Source organism: Paenibacillus sp. 2KB_22 (genome assembly GCF_052115745.1).
Lineage (GTDB): Bacteria > Bacillota > Bacilli > Paenibacillales > Paenibacillaceae > Paenibacillus.
In genome coordinates this window covers 143368-161601 of the sequence record NZ_JBFRHG010000007.1, presented here as the reverse complement: position 1 = coordinate 161601, position 18234 = coordinate 143368, and the positions used below count along the sequence as shown (strand labels likewise).

The following is an 18234-nucleotide window of genomic DNA, read 5'->3' as shown; positions in this document are numbered from 1 at the left end:
CCCCGGCCCGGAAGCAACGCTACTTTGCTTGAAACAAAGTTCGAGACCCTACCCTGAACATGGTGGACTAATCATCTTAATCGCACTTTCAAATTCCACCTGCCAGTCGCCCTGAATGATGCTGCCGATGTAACCATCGGGTCGAATCAGTATCAGCGTGTCGCTGTTAATGCCGTAGATCTCGGTCAGTTTTTGGGTGGTATCGTTGATAACATTCTGTTCGGCTTCATTGCCGAGACTAACGATGTATCTGTGTAATTTAGCACCGCTGTTTGGCCAGATCAGCTCTGGGAGAATATTAGAGGCATTGGCTCCAAAGGCAAGCAATGTGAATTGCGGTCCACGAAGGATCTCAAATAGTCGTCTTACACCGCCTGGGCCGATGCATGGAGCATCGGGAGCTCGATCTCCGACCTGAAGTGACTTGGTCGTTGATGCATTCTGAGAGCTAAGTGGTCCACCATGATACGATAGTGAGAGCTGTCGTTCTTCGTCACCACGTTTGAGACTGGCGAGACGTTTATTATCTAGCTTGGCGTACAACTCGCTGGATTTTCCAAGAACGCGTGCGGCTATGGGTTGACGTTCCGCTTCGTAACTGTCAAGCAGGCGATCAGGTGCGCCGGCAATAACCTGACCTATTTTCCAGCCGAGGTTGTAAGCGTCTTGTACACCGGTATTGAGTCCTTGTGCACCGGCTGGGGTATGGACGTGGGCCGCATCGCCTGCAAGGAAGACACGATCTGACCGATAGTGCTCAGCCAGTCGCACGTTGGGACGGAATACGGAACTCCAAGTAATGTCGTAGAGTCGTAAACCAGTAAGCTTGTGGAACTGAGCGGCCAGTACAGCCTCATTCAAGTCTGGATTCTCGTCTGCTCCCAACCTGATCATGACCTGGAACTGGTCGGAGTGTGGCAAAGGACATGCTCCTACAAATTTACCTTTTGTGCGGGGCCACATATGCCAACGACTGCGAGACAAGCCATCGATTGTACCGTCAATAATAAGCATACGATCCGATTCGTGGGTCTCTCCGACAAATTGAATCCCAACACCTTTACGAACGGTGCTGGAACCACCGTCTGCCCCCACCAGATATCTGCTGCGAATCTTCTCCCCTGAAGAGAGCGTTACTGTCACCCCATCGGCATCCTGTTCAAAAGAATCCACCGCGTTGTTAAATTCAATATTTAGCCCCTGACGTTTGAGCAGGCGGTGCAGGATGGCATCCGTGCGGTGTTGAGCCAGCAGAAGAATATTCGGATAGGGCACATCTTGTGTAGGTTTATTTCGCTGCTGCATGCGCCACGGCACAGTGATCGGACCTAGATGGATACCTGCAAGCGGATAAGAACTTCCCTCTGTATGAGCATCACTCAGCACGCCGAGATCTTCCAAGACCTCCTGGGTTCGCGGCTGTAATCCCTTGGCACGAGAACCCTTAAAGGCATGTGGAGCCTTGTCGATCAGCCGGACACGAAGGCCGCGGCGCAAAAGATCTGCTGCTAATGTAGATCCGGTCGGGCCAGCACCTGCAACCAATACGTCGATATCGTAATCTTCCCTTGATGGACTCACACCCGGTTGTTCCTTCTCTTGCGATGGCTTGAATCGTATATCTGTCATGTTTATGTTCCTCTCTTAATTGGGTCTAAAATAATTTTTGATTCTCATCACTAACGGACTATGACGCTCACAAACTTATTGTTTCTGAGAAACAATAAGTTTCCTTGCAACAATATTAGTTTAAATTCTGTTCTTTTGTCAACATTGTTTCCTTGGAAACTTTAATTGCGGACTTTTCCTTGATATACTGGGATGAAGTTCATTAGTGTTGGGGGAAAAAGAATGATCAAGCCATCAAACAATCACAATAAAGAGCACTTAATCAATGAAGTGCTGGAAGCTGTGAGAGACATACAGATTAAATTCCAAGCGGAAGATGACGAAGAGAAGGAATGGCTGCTTAAGAACAGCCCTAATTCGGAAGTTCAAGAGTTAGTACAAGAAATGACGGTTACCATGCTGCATGTGCTGGATGCGATCGGAACACTTGAACCTGTAAATGGCATAACCATCTCAAAGCAATTCGGTTTTTCCAAAGGCACAGTTTCAAAAATCACCAAAAGGCTGGTGCAGAAAAATATCATTCTGCCTGAATACCTACCAGATAATAAGAAAGAAGTATTATTTCGCATGACAGAACTGGGTCAAGACATCTATCGTTTGCATCAAGCCATGCATCAACAAATTGATCTTGGCGCGAATCGTTTTTTGCAGCGATATACCGAAGATGAATTGCAGTTCTTAGTGAACGCTCTCCGAGATACCGTGAAGGCCTCCTGGTTCCATTCGGAAAAAGACAGTCCATCCATGGTTACTAGTGAAGGGGGACCATATCCCGATGAAGCTTCAAACGATAATGATAATGAGAATGCGGAAGCAGTGACCATTAACGAGGAAATGAATGATATTATGGGGATGCTTCATACGCTGAATTCCCGTGATCTGAAGAAGGCCAAGGCCGTTCTTGAGGATGTTTTCTTTACGAAATATGAGGATTAGCGTAGGTAAGCTGCGAGCCTGCTCATATTCATCTTGGCATGTGAAGTTGTTCTGGAAAAAATAACATAAATAAAACCGGACAGGCGACAGCCGATCCGGTTTATTTGCATTGAACATATGTGTACATCAGTTCATATGATCCACGCTAATAATAAATTTACAAGAAAAAATAACCAAAATTTTAATTTTGGGGTAATCCAAACCCCCTATTGTTCCGAATATTATATTAGATGGTCTTTTTTGGATGATGATATTCAAGGATAACAGGGGGCGGGAGTATGGTACATAATCCGGAAACCATTCAGGAATGTATCGAACATGCACGGCAAAGGCTCTACCAGATTGCTGATCAATATGCGGAACTGTGGCATCCGGAGGTTATTCGCCAATCCATGGTGCTGGATGAATTAATTAATGAATATAACAACGCTATTCGCAGCAGAAAATCTCAAAACAACTGAAATCATGAGCTATAGAATGCACTTATAGAACGAAGAAGAATCCCATGACGGGATTCCATGTGTTTGCCTTACTCTTTTACCGCCCCGAGCACAATTCCCTTTACGAAGAAACGCTGCAAGAACGGATACACGAGCAGAATCGGCAGAGCGCCAATAAAGATCTGAGCCGCGTTCACCGTACGTTGAGACATGTTCTGGAGCTGCGTTGCATCCACGTTCATGTTGGAGAAATCCTGCTGCACGATTATGGTCTGCATTAACGTGGCGAGTGGGTATTTGGAAGCATCATTCATATAGATCAGCCCGTCGAACCAGGAATTCCACTGACCTACCATCGTGAATAAAGAGATCGTCGCAATCGCTGGCATGGATACAGGCAGATAAATTTTGAACAGGGTCGTGATATGATTGGCCCCATCAATGAATGCAGCTTCTTCCAGCTCTTTCGGTACGTTGCGGAAAAAGTTCATCATCAAAATCAGGTTCCAAACAGCGACCGCTCCTGGCAAAATCAGTGCCCACATCGTATTAATCAGTCCAAGCTTCTGAATCAAAATATAGGACGGAATCAATCCCCCGCTGAACAGCATCGTGAAGATGAAAAACCATGCATATAACGAGCGTCCCTTGAAGTGCAGACTTTCCTTGGATAACGGATAAGCCGTCAGGAAGACAAGTGTCATACTGAGCAGTGTGCCCAGAACCGTACGCTGGACTGAAATCCAGAGTGCACTGAGAAAGTTACTGTTACCAAATGTTTTGGTGTACGCGTCCACCGTAAAATCAATCGGCCAAAGTGTCACCAGATTGGCGGATGCTGCCGCCTTACCACTGAAGGAAACCGCCAGAATATGGACCAGCGGCAGGATGCACAGGATGGAGACGGCCGCGATGAATATCAGGTTGAAACCATTGAATATACGGTACCCGGTTGTTTTGTGATACACCTTGATTCCTCCTTAATGCATTATGCTAACCCTTTTAGAAAATACGATAATTGGCGATTTTGTACGCCATCCGGTACGCAGAGATGACCAGGAACATCGCGACAAATGATTTGAATAGTCCAACAGCGGTCGCAAAGCTCATTTTGCCATTCAGAATTCCCATCCGGTAGACAAAGGTATCGATGATATCGCCTTTCTCATATACCAGCGGATTGTACAGGTTAAAGATCTGGTCAAAGCCTGCATTCAGGATATTGCCCAGCGATAACGTACCTACCACGATAATCATCGGCACAAGTGCAGGCAGGGTAATATGTAATGTCTGTCTGAGCCGCGTTGCCCCGTCTACCTCAGAAGCCTCATACAATGCGGGGTTAATGCCCGCAAGTGCTGCCAGAAATACAATCGTGCCGAATCCAAATTCCTTCCATACATCACTGACAACCACCGTTACACGGAACCAGTCGCCATCCCCCAGAAAGAAGATCGGTTCAACACCGGCCGCCGCCAACACCTGGTTTACCAGTCCACCTTCCGGTGATAACATATCGAGCAGAATGCCGCCCAGGACAACCCAGGACAGGAAATGGGGCAGATACACCAAGGTCTGTGAGAAACGTTTGAACGTGGAGTTTCGAACCTCATTCAGTAAAATGGCAAATACAACAGGGGCGATAAGTCCGGCCACAATTTTCATTGAAGCGATCAGTACCGTGTTCCAGATGACCTGAACGCTGTCGGGATATTCGAACATGAACCGGAAGTTGTCCCAGCCCACCCATTTGGAGCCAGTGAACCCCAGCCACGGTTTGAAATCCTGAAAAGCAATAATAATGCCGCCCATGGGCACATAGGCGAACAGTAAAGTGAGCAGTACAGCAGGTAGCAGCATCAGATGCAGCGGCCACGTGCGTTTGAAATTCCAGCGGGTACGTTTGCGTGGATGGGGTGTCATTTTTCGCACCGGCGTATGGGTTGTTAACGGTTGTTCGATAGCCATCAGGGTCCCTCCTTTATCTCGTCCAACCCTGACAACATGAGGCGAGAAAGCCTCAGCACAGAGTGGAGCAACTGAATTATAGCAATGGAAAAGGGCGGACTATAGAACAACATTTCAATGCGGATGTTGAAATATTAACTTGTTGATGGAAAAGGGGATTACAAGTTGCAGGAAAGCGTGCGAATATAAAATCAACTAGAAATGTAAGGGTTTTCAATATAAAATAGGACTTCGGTATAGAACGACTTCAAATTCAGGGACAGGGTGAAACGATGAAATTCACAGTATTTGCGAAGACGGTCATTCTCTTAATCTGCCTGCTCGTACCCATTCTGCTGCTCTATACGTACGCGAACCAGGCAAATGTGGATATGGTCGTCGAAGAGAAACAGCAATCGAGTCTGAACCAGTTCAATTATTTCAGTTCTCAGGTGGATAAAAATATTGAGCAGCTTTCGCTGTATGGCCTGACGTTGCTGCGAGATCCGAGTATTCTGCATTACCGCTACATGACGGAATCAACCAGCCAATATGAGAAAAACAGCATCTATCTGGATATTCTCGACAAATTATCGTTGTACCAGTCCACCAGCCGTTGGAAGAACGATATTACCATTGTGCTGCCGCAAGCGGAACTTGTGTTGTCCACCATGTCCAGCCGGACGGTCTACGATGAGAAGATGTTGACGTTTCCGCAACCAGGCCAATGGCAGTTGGAGAAGGGGAGTTTCACCTACTTTTTCACGGATAACTACGAGTGGAATGAAAAACCGGTGAACACAGGCGTGCGAACGGTGATGGAGATTAATTTCGACCCGATGAACATCGTTGCCATGCTGGATGATTTTAAAGAAACGCAGGGCGGAGATCCTTTCTTGCTCGTACCAGGTAACGATCCGTTGCTGAACCGTACGGCGGACCCTGAACTGGTCGAAGCGATCATGCGAGATATCCCCTTTAACGGACCGGAGAGGGAAGGCAATCATCAGCTGGAAGTGGGCGACAAACAGTATCTGGTCAGTTACGTGCATTCCAAACAACTGCAAGCAGTATACGTGAACCCAGTGGTATTGGATGATCTGCTGAACCCGATGGATAAGAGCCGAAATATGTTTATTACCTCCATTCTGTTACTGCTCGTGCTGAGTATAGGGGCTGCACTGCTTTTGTATCGAAAAGTTCAGGTGCCCATCCATCGCTTGATGAGAGGGCTGCAACAGATTCGCAAAGGCCAGTTGTCCACGCGGATTCCAGTCGATCACTCCCGTGACGAATTCGCGTACCTGACCCAAAGCTTCAACCATATGGCGGAGCAGATTCAGGAATTAATCGAGAAGGTATACGAGGAACGTATCCGCTCACGGGAAGCAACACTGAAACATCTGCAATCACAGATCAATCCACATTTTCTGTACAACTGCCTGTTTTATATCAAAAATATGACCCAGCTCGGCAACCGTGAAGCGGTTATTGCCATGTCGCTAAGTCTGGGAGACTACTATCGCTACATTACGCGGGGCGAGAATGACATGACGACAGTGGAAGAAGAGATCCGGCTGCTGGACCATTATCTGTCCATTCAACAGATGCGGACCAACCGGCTGACCTACGAGATTGCTGTACCGCAGCAACTGATGCAACTCCATATTCCGCGACTGCTCATTCAGCCTATTGTAGAAAATGCGGTAATCCACGGCATTGAGCCGATGGAAGGCAGTGGGCATGTCGTCGTAACGGGGATGGCGGTACCCGAACATATTGAGGGGCGGAAATATACAAGATATAGCCTGTTTGTAGACAATGACGGTGTCACGCTGACAGCGGAAGAGATTGCGGAATTGGAACGGGAGATCAATGAACCGATGGGTGAGGAGATTGGAACAGGCACGTGGAATGTGCACCAGCGTCTCGTTACGCGTTATGGGCTGTCGTCTGGTCTTCATTTTGGAGCGATTCCCTACGGTGGACTTAGTGTAGAAATTCGATGGTTTGAGGAGGAACAACCGCATGATGAATCTGATGGTCGTGGATGATGAACATTCCGCAGTAGAGTCAATCGCTGTCTCCATACCGTGGAGAGAACACGGGATTGGTCAGGTATTCAAAGCTTATTCAGTCAAAGAGGCACTGGAACATATGGCAACACATCAGGTTCATATTATTATCACGGATATCCGCATGCCGGGTATGTCCGGTCTGGATCTGGTCAGTCACATTCGGCAAAAGTGGGAACAGACCAAATGTATTATTTTATCGGGGCATGCTTCCTTCGATTATGCGAAGCAGGCGCTCAAACATGGGACAGTCAGTTATCTGCTCAAACCGGTCCGGGATGAGGAACTGATCGAATCCGTGCAGCAGGCCGCCGTGCAGATTCGCCTGGAGGGTGAGAAACAAATGCTGCATCAGCGGGCCATGTATTCAGTGAGGGAACATCTGCCCGAGAAGCGGGCGGAGCTGATGAAGGATGTACTGTTAGGGCATAAATTTGCGAATGACGAACTTGTAGGCAAGCTGGAGCAACTGGAGATCGGGTTCCGTCCACAGGATAAAATGCAACTGCTGCTCATCCGGTATGATGACCATCAACCTACACATAAAGCGTTTCGACTGATGAAATACGCCATCTCCAATGTGGTGGAAGAGATCTACGGCAGTACCTATCATCTCTGCCATACGGATGACGCCTACGATGATCTGGTCTTTATGGCGAGTCCCAAACAAACCCAATCCGAACCGGAAATGTTAATGGGCCGACTTGGAGAGCGGTTGATCCACAGTGTAAGGCAGTATCTGAACGCGACCATTTCCCTGTCCGTTAGTCGTATGGGACGTTTTCCTGATCAGGTGCCCCAGCTCTATCATCAAGCCGTGAGTGCACTTCGCAAGCAGGCAGAGGCCGGCAAAGGCTTGCATCTGAATGCGGCGGCAGGAACCAGTGGGGCTACATTGAAGTCACTTGCGGCACTGTATGAACCTCCGGGTCTAACGACATTAATGGAAGCGGGGCGCATGGAGGATGCACACCGCAAGATTGATCAGATCTTTGCCGAACTGTCGAATAGTGTGTTCCCGGAGCATGTGTATGTGGCTTTTCATTATCTGGCGGCAGCATTCTCAACGATGGCTCATCGGGAAGGAAGACAGTTAACTGAAGTGCTTGGCGAGCAGTATCAGCAATTGCTCAAGGACGGCTATGGTATCTCGCTGCGCAGTCTGGAAACATGGACTCGGTCTGTGATGCAGCAGTGGGCCGAGAGCACCAGCGATGCGGGACAGGATGCCGGATCCACGCTGATCAGGCAGGTGCAGCAATGGATTGACCATCATCTAGGGGAGGATTTATCGTTGCAGGTCATTGCCGGAGAGGTGCACCTGCACCCGGTATATCTGTCCAAAATGTATAAACAATCCACAGGGGAAGGCATTAGTGATTATATTATCCGTTCCAGAATGGAACGTGCGGTTCATTTGCTCAAGCATACAGCGATGAAAATCTATGAAGTCGGTCAGGAAGTGGGGTACAACAACACCCCTTATTTCATTCAGGTGTTCCGCAAACATTATGGACTAACCCCGCAAGATTTTCGGAACGGTTAACAAATCGATATGAACATTGAAATTGTGATATATGTTTGCCTCCCCGGCTGCACTATCCTTTTCATGTAAGGTGCATTTGGCACATAAGGGTATCCAAGTTACCTGAGGAGGGGTTAGTTCATGTATAGAAAAATGATGACGGCATTACTCGCAATAACGATGGTTGCTGTAACGGCATGCAGTTCGGGGGCCAAGGAAGAACCGACCAAGGAAGCTGCTGCACCACTTGCTCTGCAAGATGGGAAGTATGAACCTGCGGTACAGATGAGTTATCTGCGAGCCTGGAATGATGATACGAAATTCAAGAATGGGGAAACGGCACAGAACAATGTGCATACCAAATGGGCCAAGGAACGACTCGGCATCGATCTGACCACACCGTGGGCTGTATCGGTAACGAATGATGCATTTTACACGAAATTGCGCCTGTCCCTGTCGGCTAACGAAGAACTGCCGGATATTGTATCCATTCGGGGGGACTACAATCTGGTGCGGGAATTAATTGAATCCGGCAAGTTTGCCAATGCAGGCGAGTTGTTTGACAAGTATGCTTCCGACACATGGAAACAGGCATCCGAATCGGCACCGGAAGAATGGTATCCGTACATGTATGAGGGCGAGCGTTACGGCATTCCAATCTTCGATTATGCCTACAATGGCGATTCGGTCATGTTTATTCGGGAAGACTGGCTGAAGAAGCTGGGACTGGAAGAACCGAAAACGATCGATGAGCTGGTTACGGTCATGGATGCTTTTACGAATCAGGACCCGGACGGGAACGGCAAGAAAGATACGTATGGTCTGACCGTCGGTATGAAGAATGCACTTAATACCTGGATGACGGAATCCGGCTGGATCTTCGGCATGTACAACACGATGCCTGGACAGTGGAATGATGCCGGAGACGGAACACTGCAATATGGTTCCATTCAGCCAGGTGTGAAGGAAGGCCTTGCGACGATGAAGGATTGGTTGTCCAAAGGTTACCTGCCCAAAGAAGCTGGCGTTTATGACGAGATCAAGGCAGCAGAACTGTTTACCGCAGGTAAAGCAGGCATTATCGTGGGACCACACTGGATGCCGAACTGGCCGATTGATGATGTGAAGAAAAATGTGGATGGTGCCACGTACAAAGCCATTGCATTACCTACAGGGCCAACAGGTGAGAGCCACCAACATGGATCTGGTGCAAGTAACGGCGTTGTGCTGATTAACAAAGACATGGCGAACCCGGAGATTTTCTTCACATATCAGAATTATCTGTTCGACAACTTTGCTAATCCTGAAGTCGGCAGCGAGTTTGAACATGGCTTCGCCCAAGGATACGACTATGACATCGTGGACGGCAAAGTGATTGGTGAAGCCGAAGTGAAGGACGGCGTATCACCACTCAAATATACGATTACGTATGATGGTGCCCGAATTCCGAATCTGATGATGGATACGCTGGCGGAACTTGCGAAGGGTAAAGAACCAGAGACGCCTTTTGAGAAAAATACGAAGATTGCCAACAAACCTGAAGTATTTGCGGCCGCTGAAGTGGTCGTTGCGAATAAAGATAATGCGATCAAGAACAAGTTCACGGGAGCTCCAACCGAAACGATGAAAATGAAGAAGGACGCGATCGACAAGCTGGAGAAGGATACGTTCAGCAAGATCATCTATGGTCAGGTGGGCATTGAGGAATTTGATGCGTTTGTGACGAAATGGAAATCCATGGGCGGGGATGATATTACCGCCGAAGTGAACGAGTGGTATAAGACAGTTAATTAATATTCAAAGCAGGTTAGAACTGATGAATTCATCAGTCTAACCTGCTTTTTTGTGTCTCAGATATATTATGACTCGCAGCGGACAAAGGTAACGTTTTTGCCTAGAATCACATTATCCACCTTCCATCCGGCATTTAACCAGGATAGCGCCTGTGTATGATTCATGGCATTATTGACCCACCATTGCTCGCGATTATACGCTGTAGGGGGTAACGTAAATCCGAGAATTTCCTCAAGCTCTGCATATGTAAGGGTGATTGCAACCTGATTCAAATAGTTTTCCAAAGGGAAGTATTTGCTGTAGCTCATTTCGTCTGACCTCCTGAAAAGGAATACAATGATTATACAACGTGGGGATGATGATAGCGAGGGCATACCGAGAGCCTACATAGATGTGAAAGGCATCTGTAGATCTCTTTGACTAGGGCGTGTCTTAAATACCACTTATGGGCATCTTTCACCACCTTTTCTCCCCCCTGCTGCCTTATTGTTCCCGGTGTACTTGAGAGAGTAAAATAATAGGTAGTATACGAACATCAATACGTATTTATAACAGAGATGCCCCGGATTGATCGGGGATTCATAGAGGTTCAAGTTTGGTTGATGAACATCATTAGATGCATGGGAAGGCAGGAGATCAGATGAGTACACTTTATGACCAGGCAATGGAAGAGATGATGACGACAATTCATGAATGGTTTGATGAACAGGAAAAGCGGGATGACTTGGAAAATGTTACGAAGCGAACTACGCTGCAAATAGGCATCTTCAATGATATTTTGCTGGATTATAGACCTGGACGGACTACAGTAGACAGTGTGGATCTGGGTTTGGATGATGGTCTGAAATCGAAGCAGGCAGGAGCCTTTACCGAGGAACAGGTTCGTAACGAGATTGGACCTAGGCTAGTAGAGGTTGTTCAGGAAAGACTGGACAAGCTGGCCGATTCCCCGTTGATTGACTATCGATTTACCTTCCGTGGTAAATTCCCTACAACAGAAGGAAAGCTGCAACTGACTTTGCTGGAATATGTCAATGAAGAGAAAAGGCAGCAGTTGCTTGAGCGTATTCATACATACATTGATCAGAAGCTGGAGAACGGTGCATATCCAACAAAGCCGTTGGAATCCTTCTTTTTAACGCGTCATCTGCTTGACCCTAAACTGTTTCCTGAACTGGATGTGGCATGGATTCTCAGGCAGTATGACCGGATTCAAGAGTTGAATCAGGGTCGCCCGGAGGCGCTTGCCGAACATCGTGGTGATATTACTCGTGCGTTGAAGGCATGGGCGGAGAGTCAGTTCTTGCCACAGTATTATGATGTGCAGTCTTCTGCATATCGTACCAATGAATATTCGCTTAAGCCAGGAGCGACGTTGGAATGGGATGTTGAATCACAGACAGACCAATCGTCGGATAAGAAGCAGAAGGCGCAAGTAGCCGGGACTCAACCGATAGATCTGCTGTTATACGCGGCGGTGATGATTCTACGATTTGAGCCGAATTATAGCAAAGCCGAAGGTCAGACTTTCCTGGAACTCGCGAAGCAACTCGGCAGCAGACGTGCGGCACTGATGATGACGGAAGGCAGCGGGACGTATGCGAAAGAGGATATTCATGTGAAAACGGAAGAAGTGGAATGCAAAGCAAATGATGTATTCGCTCTGATGACCATTCACATTCGGAAGGAAGCGCCCGGTGCCTATCAGCAGGCACTTACCTTTATCACTCATTTGTTGAAGCAGGGCTTTCCAAAAAGTTATAAGATCAAGCTCAAGTCCAGTGTAAAACAATATTTGCCGATCAAAGGACTCGCCAAGTCGGATACGCACCGATTCTTTGCCAATGCATTGGAGTACCCGGAGCTATATCCACTCCTGGAAGAGTATGCGCGTGAGGCTATCCAGGAGTTTGAGTTTTACGAGGATACCGAGGGAGAGAAAAATGGTATGCCAGGCAGTTATGCAACCTTTGGACTGGGTCTTGTGGATGAGCGGTATTTCCCGCTGATTGAATATTACATGGGCGAAGTGGATGATGAGCATCAGTTAATTCAGGATAAGTTCATTGCGGCATTTGTGGAACAACAGGGTGTAACGGCTCAGTCCATACCTGCGTTAGTCGCCAGCTTGCGTCGTTCAACGGATAGTCTGAAGCTGAAGATTCAGCCTGAGCTGGAGAATGATGAAATACTCGAACGGTTGGTTAGGCAGATTCAAGGACTTGAGCATTACGAAGTGGAACGTGTACTTTACCCAATCTTCGGCAAGGTGGAGAAGCTCACAACGCTCGCTCGCAAAGCGGAAGGAAGACGGAAGGAATTATTACTGAAACTGTTGCAGGCCGCAGGCAAATAAAAATGAAAAAAGGGCAAGGAAGATTGTACTGGGCCAGACAGTGGAGCATTTTAGCGAATTGAAAGTGCATTAGGAGAGGCGGGGGAAGTTGTGGAAGCTTTGAGTCGAGACATGTGGCTGGAGTTGAATGCCCAGGACAAAGAGGCTTGGATGCGTAAGCTTGTTCGTCAATTACCGGAAGGTATGGTATATGAGGGTCTCGAGACATTTGAACGATTCGGTCAGCGAATCGAGACAGGTGTGTTTACGCATGAGGAGGAGAGGTTTGTATTTGTACCTGGGGACCGCATAACTCTCGGTTGGGATCGTTGGCAGCATGGTATGAACGAAGAAACCTCAGCCGACCTGCATGAAACGGTCAGTGAGTATGGTGTAGAGGACGTGGATTCGTTTCTAGCGAGTCAGATGTCACCTGTGAGAGAAGTTACTATTGCGCCGATGCTTGTGGAATGTGAACTGATCTCGCTTGGCTGGATTGAAGTATCAGAGGAGGAAGCATTCGCACAGGAAGACCCAGATTTCCCTGCGGCACTGGAGCAGTTTAAGCAATCGGATATACGTGAATATGAATTGCATCAACAATTCCGTCTGATTCGCCAAAGTGAAGATGAAGTGCGAATCCTGTGGTTTAACGAAGGAATAGAGCTGGAAGACGTTGTGAGAGAGGAAGCAGCGGCGGGCTTTGGTTTGCTGACTGAAGATGAATGGGAGTATATCTATGGTGGCGGTTGTCGCACGTTATTTCCCTGGGGGGACAGCTTCGATTATACGATGAGATTGAAGCACTTTGGAATTCCGGAAGGCGTAGATGAGATTGTGGATGCTTCGCTAGAACCGGACTCTTCACGGGTTAAAGAAAAGGATGATCATTCTTATGATTTGGAAATGCCGAATTTCTTTGGCATAAATTTTGCTGGCGATCCCTACAAATATGAGCTTACGCTCGATTCGGATGGAGACGTGATGCCCAAAGGCGGAGACGGCGGGAGTCTGATATGTGGTGGTACAGGGCCGCTGGTTGGTTTCTTGCCTGCTGCTGCGGTGTATTATCGAGACGTTAATGCCAGTGAACTCGACTGGGAGGATTTGATGGATGCGATGTACTATCGCAGGGTTGTTCGTTTAACGGAAGTGGCATTGTAATTATGACGAAACCTATCTATCAAGGAAGAGCTATTATGGCGAACAATAAACGTTCAAAACCGTATGAAGGTTCACCTTATGTTATCTATGCAGTAGATGGTATTCGGCTGAGTGCAGGTATACTTGTCCTGTTTTTTCTTAACGTATTTCTGCTTATTCCCCTGTTCAGTGTCCCGTTCCAATCGCTGTATGCGTATATTCTCGTGCCACCGCTAGCCTTTATGAATATATGGGCGATTGCCCTGATTGTTGCCCCACGCAGACTCCAACTGAATTATGTACTGTTCCGAGGCGTATTTGGCATCGTTTGTTCTGTGGGATTTATGGTAACTATACAGAAGTATGCCTACGTGACACTTGGTCTGACAACACCTTGGTACGCTATTGGATCATTTGCGGTGTATGGTTTTGCCCTGTTCCAATACGTGAAGTTTCGTTTGCGTAAGCTGCAGCAGCCTCCTCAGCGTAAAAAAAGGGATAAAAGCACGGGTGTACCTGTTGCCACATTAACGATGATTACGGGCGGAGCATACCTTCTGGCCAATATTTCTTTGGCTTTTGTTACACAACAGACTGTGTCTGTTGTGCTGATGTGTGTATACACTATGATAGCCTTTGTCGTGTTTCACTTCATTATGGACTTGCATCGGTATTACTGGCTTCGCAAGGTCATGAATAAGGCAGAGGTCTTTGAAGCAGAGCTTGAGCATACGTAACACACACCAAATCAGCCCCAACTCATAGAGCGGGACCGAAATGATGTGTGTTTTTATTTTCTATTCCGATGATAAGAATCGTGCATCGATTATTTCACTTTTTGTACAGATACCGCCATTTGCTCCAGTTGAGTGTGAGTCAATTGGTTATTCGGTGAACTGATGGTTACATAACGATCATCCAGCTTGAACGTGAGCATATCCGTTTGGTCTGGTGTATACCATTTGGCGGATACGCCATTAGGCAGTTTTACCGTTTTGCCATCATAGCTGAACGAGTAGTCTTTAGGAGATACCGTTACATTCATACGATTAAAAACAAAGTTTACACCATCACCGCCTGCACCTACGCTTTTGAACGTATCTCCAGCAACCATATGTTGTGGGGCATAGGCTGTTGTGAACCCGTCAAACTTTGCAAATGCTTTGCGAATGTTATCCAATTGTTGCTTGCTGTAGTTCACATCTGCGAATGAAGTGATTCCTTGATCGTTGTTGCCAGTTGCCTTTTGAACAGAGACCGCGACTTGTTGCAATTGAGCTTGACTCAACTTATGATCCGGCGAGCTAAGGGTAACGTAGCGATCATCCAGTTGGAACGTGAGCATGCCCGTTTGATCGGGTGTGTACCATTTGGCGATAACGCCATTGGACAGTTTCACGTCTTTGCTCGTATAGCCGTCCGAATAATCTCTTGGAGATACATCCACTTTCATATGGTTGAAAACAAAGCTTACGCCGTCGCCACCCGCACCTACACTTTTGAAAGTATCACCTGCAATCATCTGCTGAGGAGCATAAGCTGTCTCGAACCCATCGAATTGTGCAAAAGCCTTTTGAATTGCCTCTTTTTGTGCTGCGCTATACGTTACATTCGTCAAGGCCGAAGGATTGCTCGTGGCTTGGCCGATAATGACCTGACCTTTTTTGCCATCATAGGATACAGGCACATGCAGCGCATCGGCAAGGGCACGTACAGGCAGATAAGTAGAGTTGTTATAGGTAATTGGAGCGAGTTTGTTGCCATTGCCATCGGTTGGTGAGTAAGCCGCTCCATCGACATTGAAGCTGATTCCATGGTTAAGGTATGCGGAGATTTTCTCTAGCTGCGTTCCGGCAAATACACCCGTCGCTCCTGTTAATGTCATGCCCAGTACCATCATCGTTGCTACGGATTTCTTCATGTTTTTTTTCATCATATATCTCTCCTTCAAGTTGGGGTTGGTTTAGTTTAATGGGCTCGCTGTCCCTTATGGCTTTATATTAAACCCCGAACATATCCAGAATAATTCTGAATTATCTCCAACTTGTAAACATGTGTATATAGACAGGAGGATGTAGAACGAAAACGGAAGCTGCTAGGCATGTTTGAACGTATTCTTTGCCGAATCGAAACATTTTAGTTGAAAAGATAGAGGATTAGTCCGCCAAAACCAAGTACAACCGCACCAACGTATACATAGGAAAGTTTACTGAGGTTTTGCTTTGTGCGTCGATCATATTCGGGGTTGCTGGTCTGATTGGCTTTGGAATTTCCGATAATTAGGGTAGCAATACCTCCAAATAAGGCGATACCCACAATTAAAACATAAGGCAACCAGGTCATAAATGAACCTCCTTCGCGAATAAGTTGATATGTCTTTATTGTACTTCAAGATAACTTTTGATGTAAGCTATAGTTGAGAAATAAAGGGAAATGAAGTAACTGTCTTACAGTATGTAGGTAGTCATTAATCAGACAGATCACTATAATATTATATTTTTTTAATTCAAAAAAACCTTGATACAACAGGCATTCGCAGCTTTCTTCACGGAAAGCTGCGAATTTTTTTTGCCCACAGAGTGATCCAGATTACTGAACCCTGCGTTACACCCTATGAAGACGACGACGAGGAAAGAAATTATACACAAAACATAATCGAGGAGTGAACATGTAATGAAAATGAAAATGAAGAAGTTTATCGCACCTGTACTTAGCTTGACACTGTTGATGCCGGGAATCGCTGGAGCAGCTTCCGCCCCACAGACACCGATGACAATGATGAAAGCATCCGTAAACACACCTGCGGCTGACTTGAGAGCAAACCTGGACCACCTGCTGTCCGAGCACTTTGCACTCGCAGTAACGGCAATGGCAAAAGCATATGACGGAGCAAAAGATGCAGATGCAGCCTACAAAGCACTCGACCAGAATGCACTGGATATGCAACCAGCGATTGCTTCCCTATATGGTGAGGCAGGTGCCAAAGAATTCGAACGCATCTTCCGCGCTCATAACAAATACACAGATGATCTGGTGAAAGCAACCAAAATGGGCAACCAGGCTGGGATCAAACAAGCACAGGCAAACATCAACGGTTTCGTGGATGAGTTCTCCACGTTCCTCAGCACAGCTACCGAAGGCAAATTGCCAAAAGCAGCAGCCAAACAGGCGCTGAAAGTACATGAAGATCTCGTGCAAAAAGTATTTGATGAGTATGTAGCTGGAGATTACGCTGATGCATACAAGGCTTACCGTGAAGGTTTCAAAGAAATGTTTGACGTAAGTAAGGCACTTTCCACAGCAATTACTACACAAATGCCTGAGAAATTCCAAAATACCAAAGCGGATACCAAAGCAGCTGATCTGAGATCTGCACTCAACCACTTGGCTTCCGAACACTTTGCGCTTTCGGCTCTGCAAATGCAAGAGGAATTTGATGGACGTACAGCCGCTTCCAACGCACTGATTACAGCTGAAGCTGGAAACACAGCTGACTTCAAAGCAGCGATTGCTTCCGTTTACGGTAACGATGGTGCCAATGCTTTCGAGAAAATTTGGGTAACCAATCACGTTAATGCGCAAAGCGACTATGTAAAAGCCGTGAAAAACAACGATGCTGCGGCTCGTGCAGCAGTAGAGAAACGTATTGACGGATTTACAACAGAATTCGCTACATTCCTGGATTCGGCAACAGCTGGCAATCTGCCAAAAGCAGCAGGACAACAAGCACTGACAACACATGAAAATCAAGTGCAAAACGTATTGAATCAATATGCAGCAGGCAACTATGATGCTTCTTACACAACCAATCGTGAAGGCTTCAAAGTGATGTTCGGTGTAGGTCAAGCCTTGGGTAACGCCATTGTGACTCAATTTAACGACAAATTCCAAGAGCCAGCAACACCTGCACCAGCGCCAGAAATGACAACGGTGTGGATGCAACTGAACAGCAAAATGCTGAAAATTAACGACAAAACAACCAACATGGACACCACACCAGTGCTCTGGAAAAACACAACTTACATTCCACTGCGTTTCTTGAGTGAAGGTATTGGCGCAACAGTGAAATGGGACAAAAAAGCACAACAAGTAACGGTAATGGCTGGCGATGATACGCTTGAATTCTGGGTGAACAACAACGTTATGGAAGTGAATGGCGTGAAGAAAAACGTGGGTGCTACGGTATTTGTAAACAAAGATGGACGTACGCAAGTGCCTCTGCGCTTCATTGCTGAACTTCTAAACTGGGACGTGAAATGGGCTCAAAAAGATGGCTCCATTACGCTGACTAAATCGATGTAATATAAAGTTTTCATATGAATCAAACAAAAGAGCTGCCCATACGGCAGCTTTTTGTATTCACCCAAAAGTTCAAATATTTGGTATAATCATCGAATAATGACCTAC

15 protein-coding genes are annotated in these 18234 nt (G+C 46.7%); 9 read left to right on the top strand and 6 right to left on the bottom strand.

The window, feature by feature from the left end; translation table 11 throughout:
- Positions 1–48 precede the first annotated feature (48 nt).
- On the bottom strand, positions 49–1629 hold the full coding sequence (locus AB4111_RS27220; protein ID WP_442034140.1) for an FAD-dependent monooxygenase: 1581 nt from the start codon (positions 1627–1629) through the stop codon (positions 49–51).
- A gap of 222 nt (positions 1630–1851) precedes the next feature.
- Here AB4111_RS27220 and AB4111_RS27215 point away from each other — a divergent pair, with 222 nt between their 5' ends.
- Positions 1852–2568, top strand: a complete 717-nt coding sequence (locus AB4111_RS27215) for a MarR family transcriptional regulator (RefSeq protein ID WP_442034138.1) — start codon at positions 1852–1854, stop codon at positions 2566–2568.
- Between the two features lie 278 nt (positions 2569–2846).
- Entirely contained in the window at positions 2847–3029 is a 183-nt protein-coding gene (locus tag AB4111_RS27210) for a Spo0E family sporulation regulatory protein-aspartic acid phosphatase (RefSeq protein ID WP_442034136.1), read from the top strand.
- Positions 3030–3097: 68 nt separating this feature from the next.
- Here the strand turns inward: AB4111_RS27210 and AB4111_RS27205 are convergent, their stop codons facing one another.
- A complete protein-coding gene (locus AB4111_RS27205) occupies positions 3098–3976 on the bottom strand; it encodes a carbohydrate ABC transporter permease (protein ID WP_017692164.1) in 879 nt (292 codons plus the stop codon).
- 34 nt (positions 3977–4010) lie between these two features.
- Complete coding sequence (locus tag AB4111_RS27200) at positions 4011–4931, bottom strand: ABC transporter permease (protein WP_124118238.1); 921 nt, start codon at positions 4929–4931, stop codon at positions 4011–4013.
- Positions 4932–5248: 317 nt separating this feature from the next.
- Between AB4111_RS27200 and AB4111_RS27195 the strand changes: the two genes are divergently transcribed.
- The 3 genes from AB4111_RS27195 to AB4111_RS27185 all read left to right on the top strand — a co-directional run bounded on the left by AB4111_RS27195 (position 5249) and on the right by AB4111_RS27185 (position 10349).
- Positions 5249–7009 (top strand): sensor histidine kinase, encoded by a 1761-nt coding sequence (locus AB4111_RS27195; protein ID WP_442034133.1) that lies wholly within the window; start codon positions 5249–5251, stop codon positions 7007–7009.
- Entirely contained in the window at positions 6984–8576 is a 1593-nt protein-coding gene (locus tag AB4111_RS27190) for a response regulator transcription factor (protein WP_442034131.1), read from the top strand. Before AB4111_RS27195 ends, AB4111_RS27190 begins: the two co-directional genes overlap by 26 nt.
- 120 nt (positions 8577–8696) lie before the next feature.
- Entirely contained in the window at positions 8697–10349 is a 1653-nt protein-coding gene (locus tag AB4111_RS27185) for an extracellular solute-binding protein (protein WP_442034129.1), read from the top strand.
- A gap of 65 nt (positions 10350–10414) precedes the next feature.
- On the opposite strand, the gene AB4111_RS27180 is transcribed toward AB4111_RS27185, so the two are convergent.
- The gene (locus tag AB4111_RS27180; RefSeq protein ID WP_442034127.1) at positions 10415–10657 is read right to left on the bottom strand and encodes a DUF7662 domain-containing protein; all 243 of its coding nucleotides are present in this window, start codon (positions 10655–10657) and stop codon (positions 10415–10417) included.
- A 332-nt stretch (positions 10658–10989) separates the two neighbouring features.
- On the opposite strand from AB4111_RS27180, the gene AB4111_RS27175 reads away from it, so the two are divergent.
- From AB4111_RS27175 to AB4111_RS27165, 3 genes are all read left to right on the top strand, one after another.
- A complete protein-coding gene (locus AB4111_RS27175; protein WP_442034125.1) occupies positions 10990–12705 on the top strand; it encodes a DUF6138 family protein in 1716 nt (571 codons plus the stop codon).
- A 90-nt stretch (positions 12706–12795) separates the two neighbouring features.
- Positions 12796–13848, top strand: a complete 1053-nt coding sequence (locus AB4111_RS27170; protein WP_442034123.1) for a hypothetical protein — start codon at positions 12796–12798, stop codon at positions 13846–13848.
- A gap of 35 nt (positions 13849–13883) precedes the next feature.
- Positions 13884–14564, top strand: a complete 681-nt coding sequence (locus AB4111_RS27165; protein ID WP_442034121.1) for a hypothetical protein — start codon at positions 13884–13886, stop codon at positions 14562–14564.
- Between the two features lie 89 nt (positions 14565–14653).
- Here AB4111_RS27165 and AB4111_RS27160 read toward each other — a convergent pair whose 3' ends face one another.
- Together AB4111_RS27160 and AB4111_RS27155 are read right to left on the bottom strand one after the other, a co-directional pair.
- Positions 14654–15763, bottom strand: coding sequence for a stalk domain-containing protein (locus tag AB4111_RS27160; RefSeq protein ID WP_442034119.1), 1110 nt, complete (start codon positions 15761–15763; stop codon positions 14654–14656).
- Between the two features lie 200 nt (positions 15764–15963).
- Positions 15964–16170, bottom strand: a complete 207-nt coding sequence (locus tag AB4111_RS27155) for a hypothetical protein (RefSeq protein WP_442034117.1) — start codon at positions 16168–16170, stop codon at positions 15964–15966.
- Positions 16171–16506: 336 nt separating this feature from the next.
- Between AB4111_RS27155 and AB4111_RS27150 the strand changes: the two genes are divergently transcribed.
- Positions 16507–18129, top strand: a complete 1623-nt coding sequence (locus tag AB4111_RS27150; protein WP_442034220.1) for a copper amine oxidase N-terminal domain-containing protein — start codon at positions 16507–16509, stop codon at positions 18127–18129.
- Positions 18130–18234 lie beyond the last annotated feature (105 nt).

What these genes read in the sequence shown, in the direction of transcription:
- AB4111_RS27220 (WP_442034140.1), bottom strand. Translation starts at nt 1,629, where the DNA reads ATGACAGATATACGATTCAAGCCATCGCAAGAGAAGGAACAACCGGGT.
- AB4111_RS27155 (WP_442034117.1), bottom strand. Translation starts at nt 16,170, where the DNA reads ATGACCTGGTTGCCTTATGTTTTAATTGTGGGTATCGCCTTATTTGGA.
- AB4111_RS27185 (WP_442034129.1), top strand. Translation starts at nt 8,697, where the DNA reads ATGTATAGAAAAATGATGACGGCATTACTCGCAATAACGATGGTTGCT.
- AB4111_RS27180 (WP_442034127.1), bottom strand. Translation starts at nt 10,657, where the DNA reads ATGAGCTACAGCAAATACTTCCCTTTGGAAAACTATTTGAATCAGGTT.
- AB4111_RS27160 (WP_442034119.1), bottom strand. Translation starts at nt 15,763, where the DNA reads ATGATGAAAAAAAACATGAAGAAATCCGTAGCAACGATGATGGTACTG.
- AB4111_RS27190 (WP_442034131.1), top strand. Translation starts at nt 6,984, where the DNA reads ATGATGAATCTGATGGTCGTGGATGATGAACATTCCGCAGTAGAGTCA.
- AB4111_RS27175 (WP_442034125.1), top strand. Translation starts at nt 10,990, where the DNA reads ATGAGTACACTTTATGACCAGGCAATGGAAGAGATGATGACGACAATT.
- AB4111_RS27165 (WP_442034121.1), top strand. Translation starts at nt 13,884, where the DNA reads ATGGCGAACAATAAACGTTCAAAACCGTATGAAGGTTCACCTTATGTT.
- AB4111_RS27200 (WP_124118238.1), bottom strand. Translation starts at nt 4,931, where the DNA reads ATGACACCCCATCCACGCAAACGTACCCGCTGGAATTTCAAACGCACG.
- AB4111_RS27210 (WP_442034136.1), top strand. Translation starts at nt 2,847, where the DNA reads ATGGTACATAATCCGGAAACCATTCAGGAATGTATCGAACATGCACGG.
- AB4111_RS27195 (WP_442034133.1), top strand. Translation starts at nt 5,249, where the DNA reads ATGAAATTCACAGTATTTGCGAAGACGGTCATTCTCTTAATCTGCCTG.
- AB4111_RS27150 (WP_442034220.1), top strand. Translation starts at nt 16,507, where the DNA reads ATGAAAATGAAGAAGTTTATCGCACCTGTACTTAGCTTGACACTGTTG.
- AB4111_RS27215 (WP_442034138.1), top strand. Translation starts at nt 1,852, where the DNA reads ATGATCAAGCCATCAAACAATCACAATAAAGAGCACTTAATCAATGAA.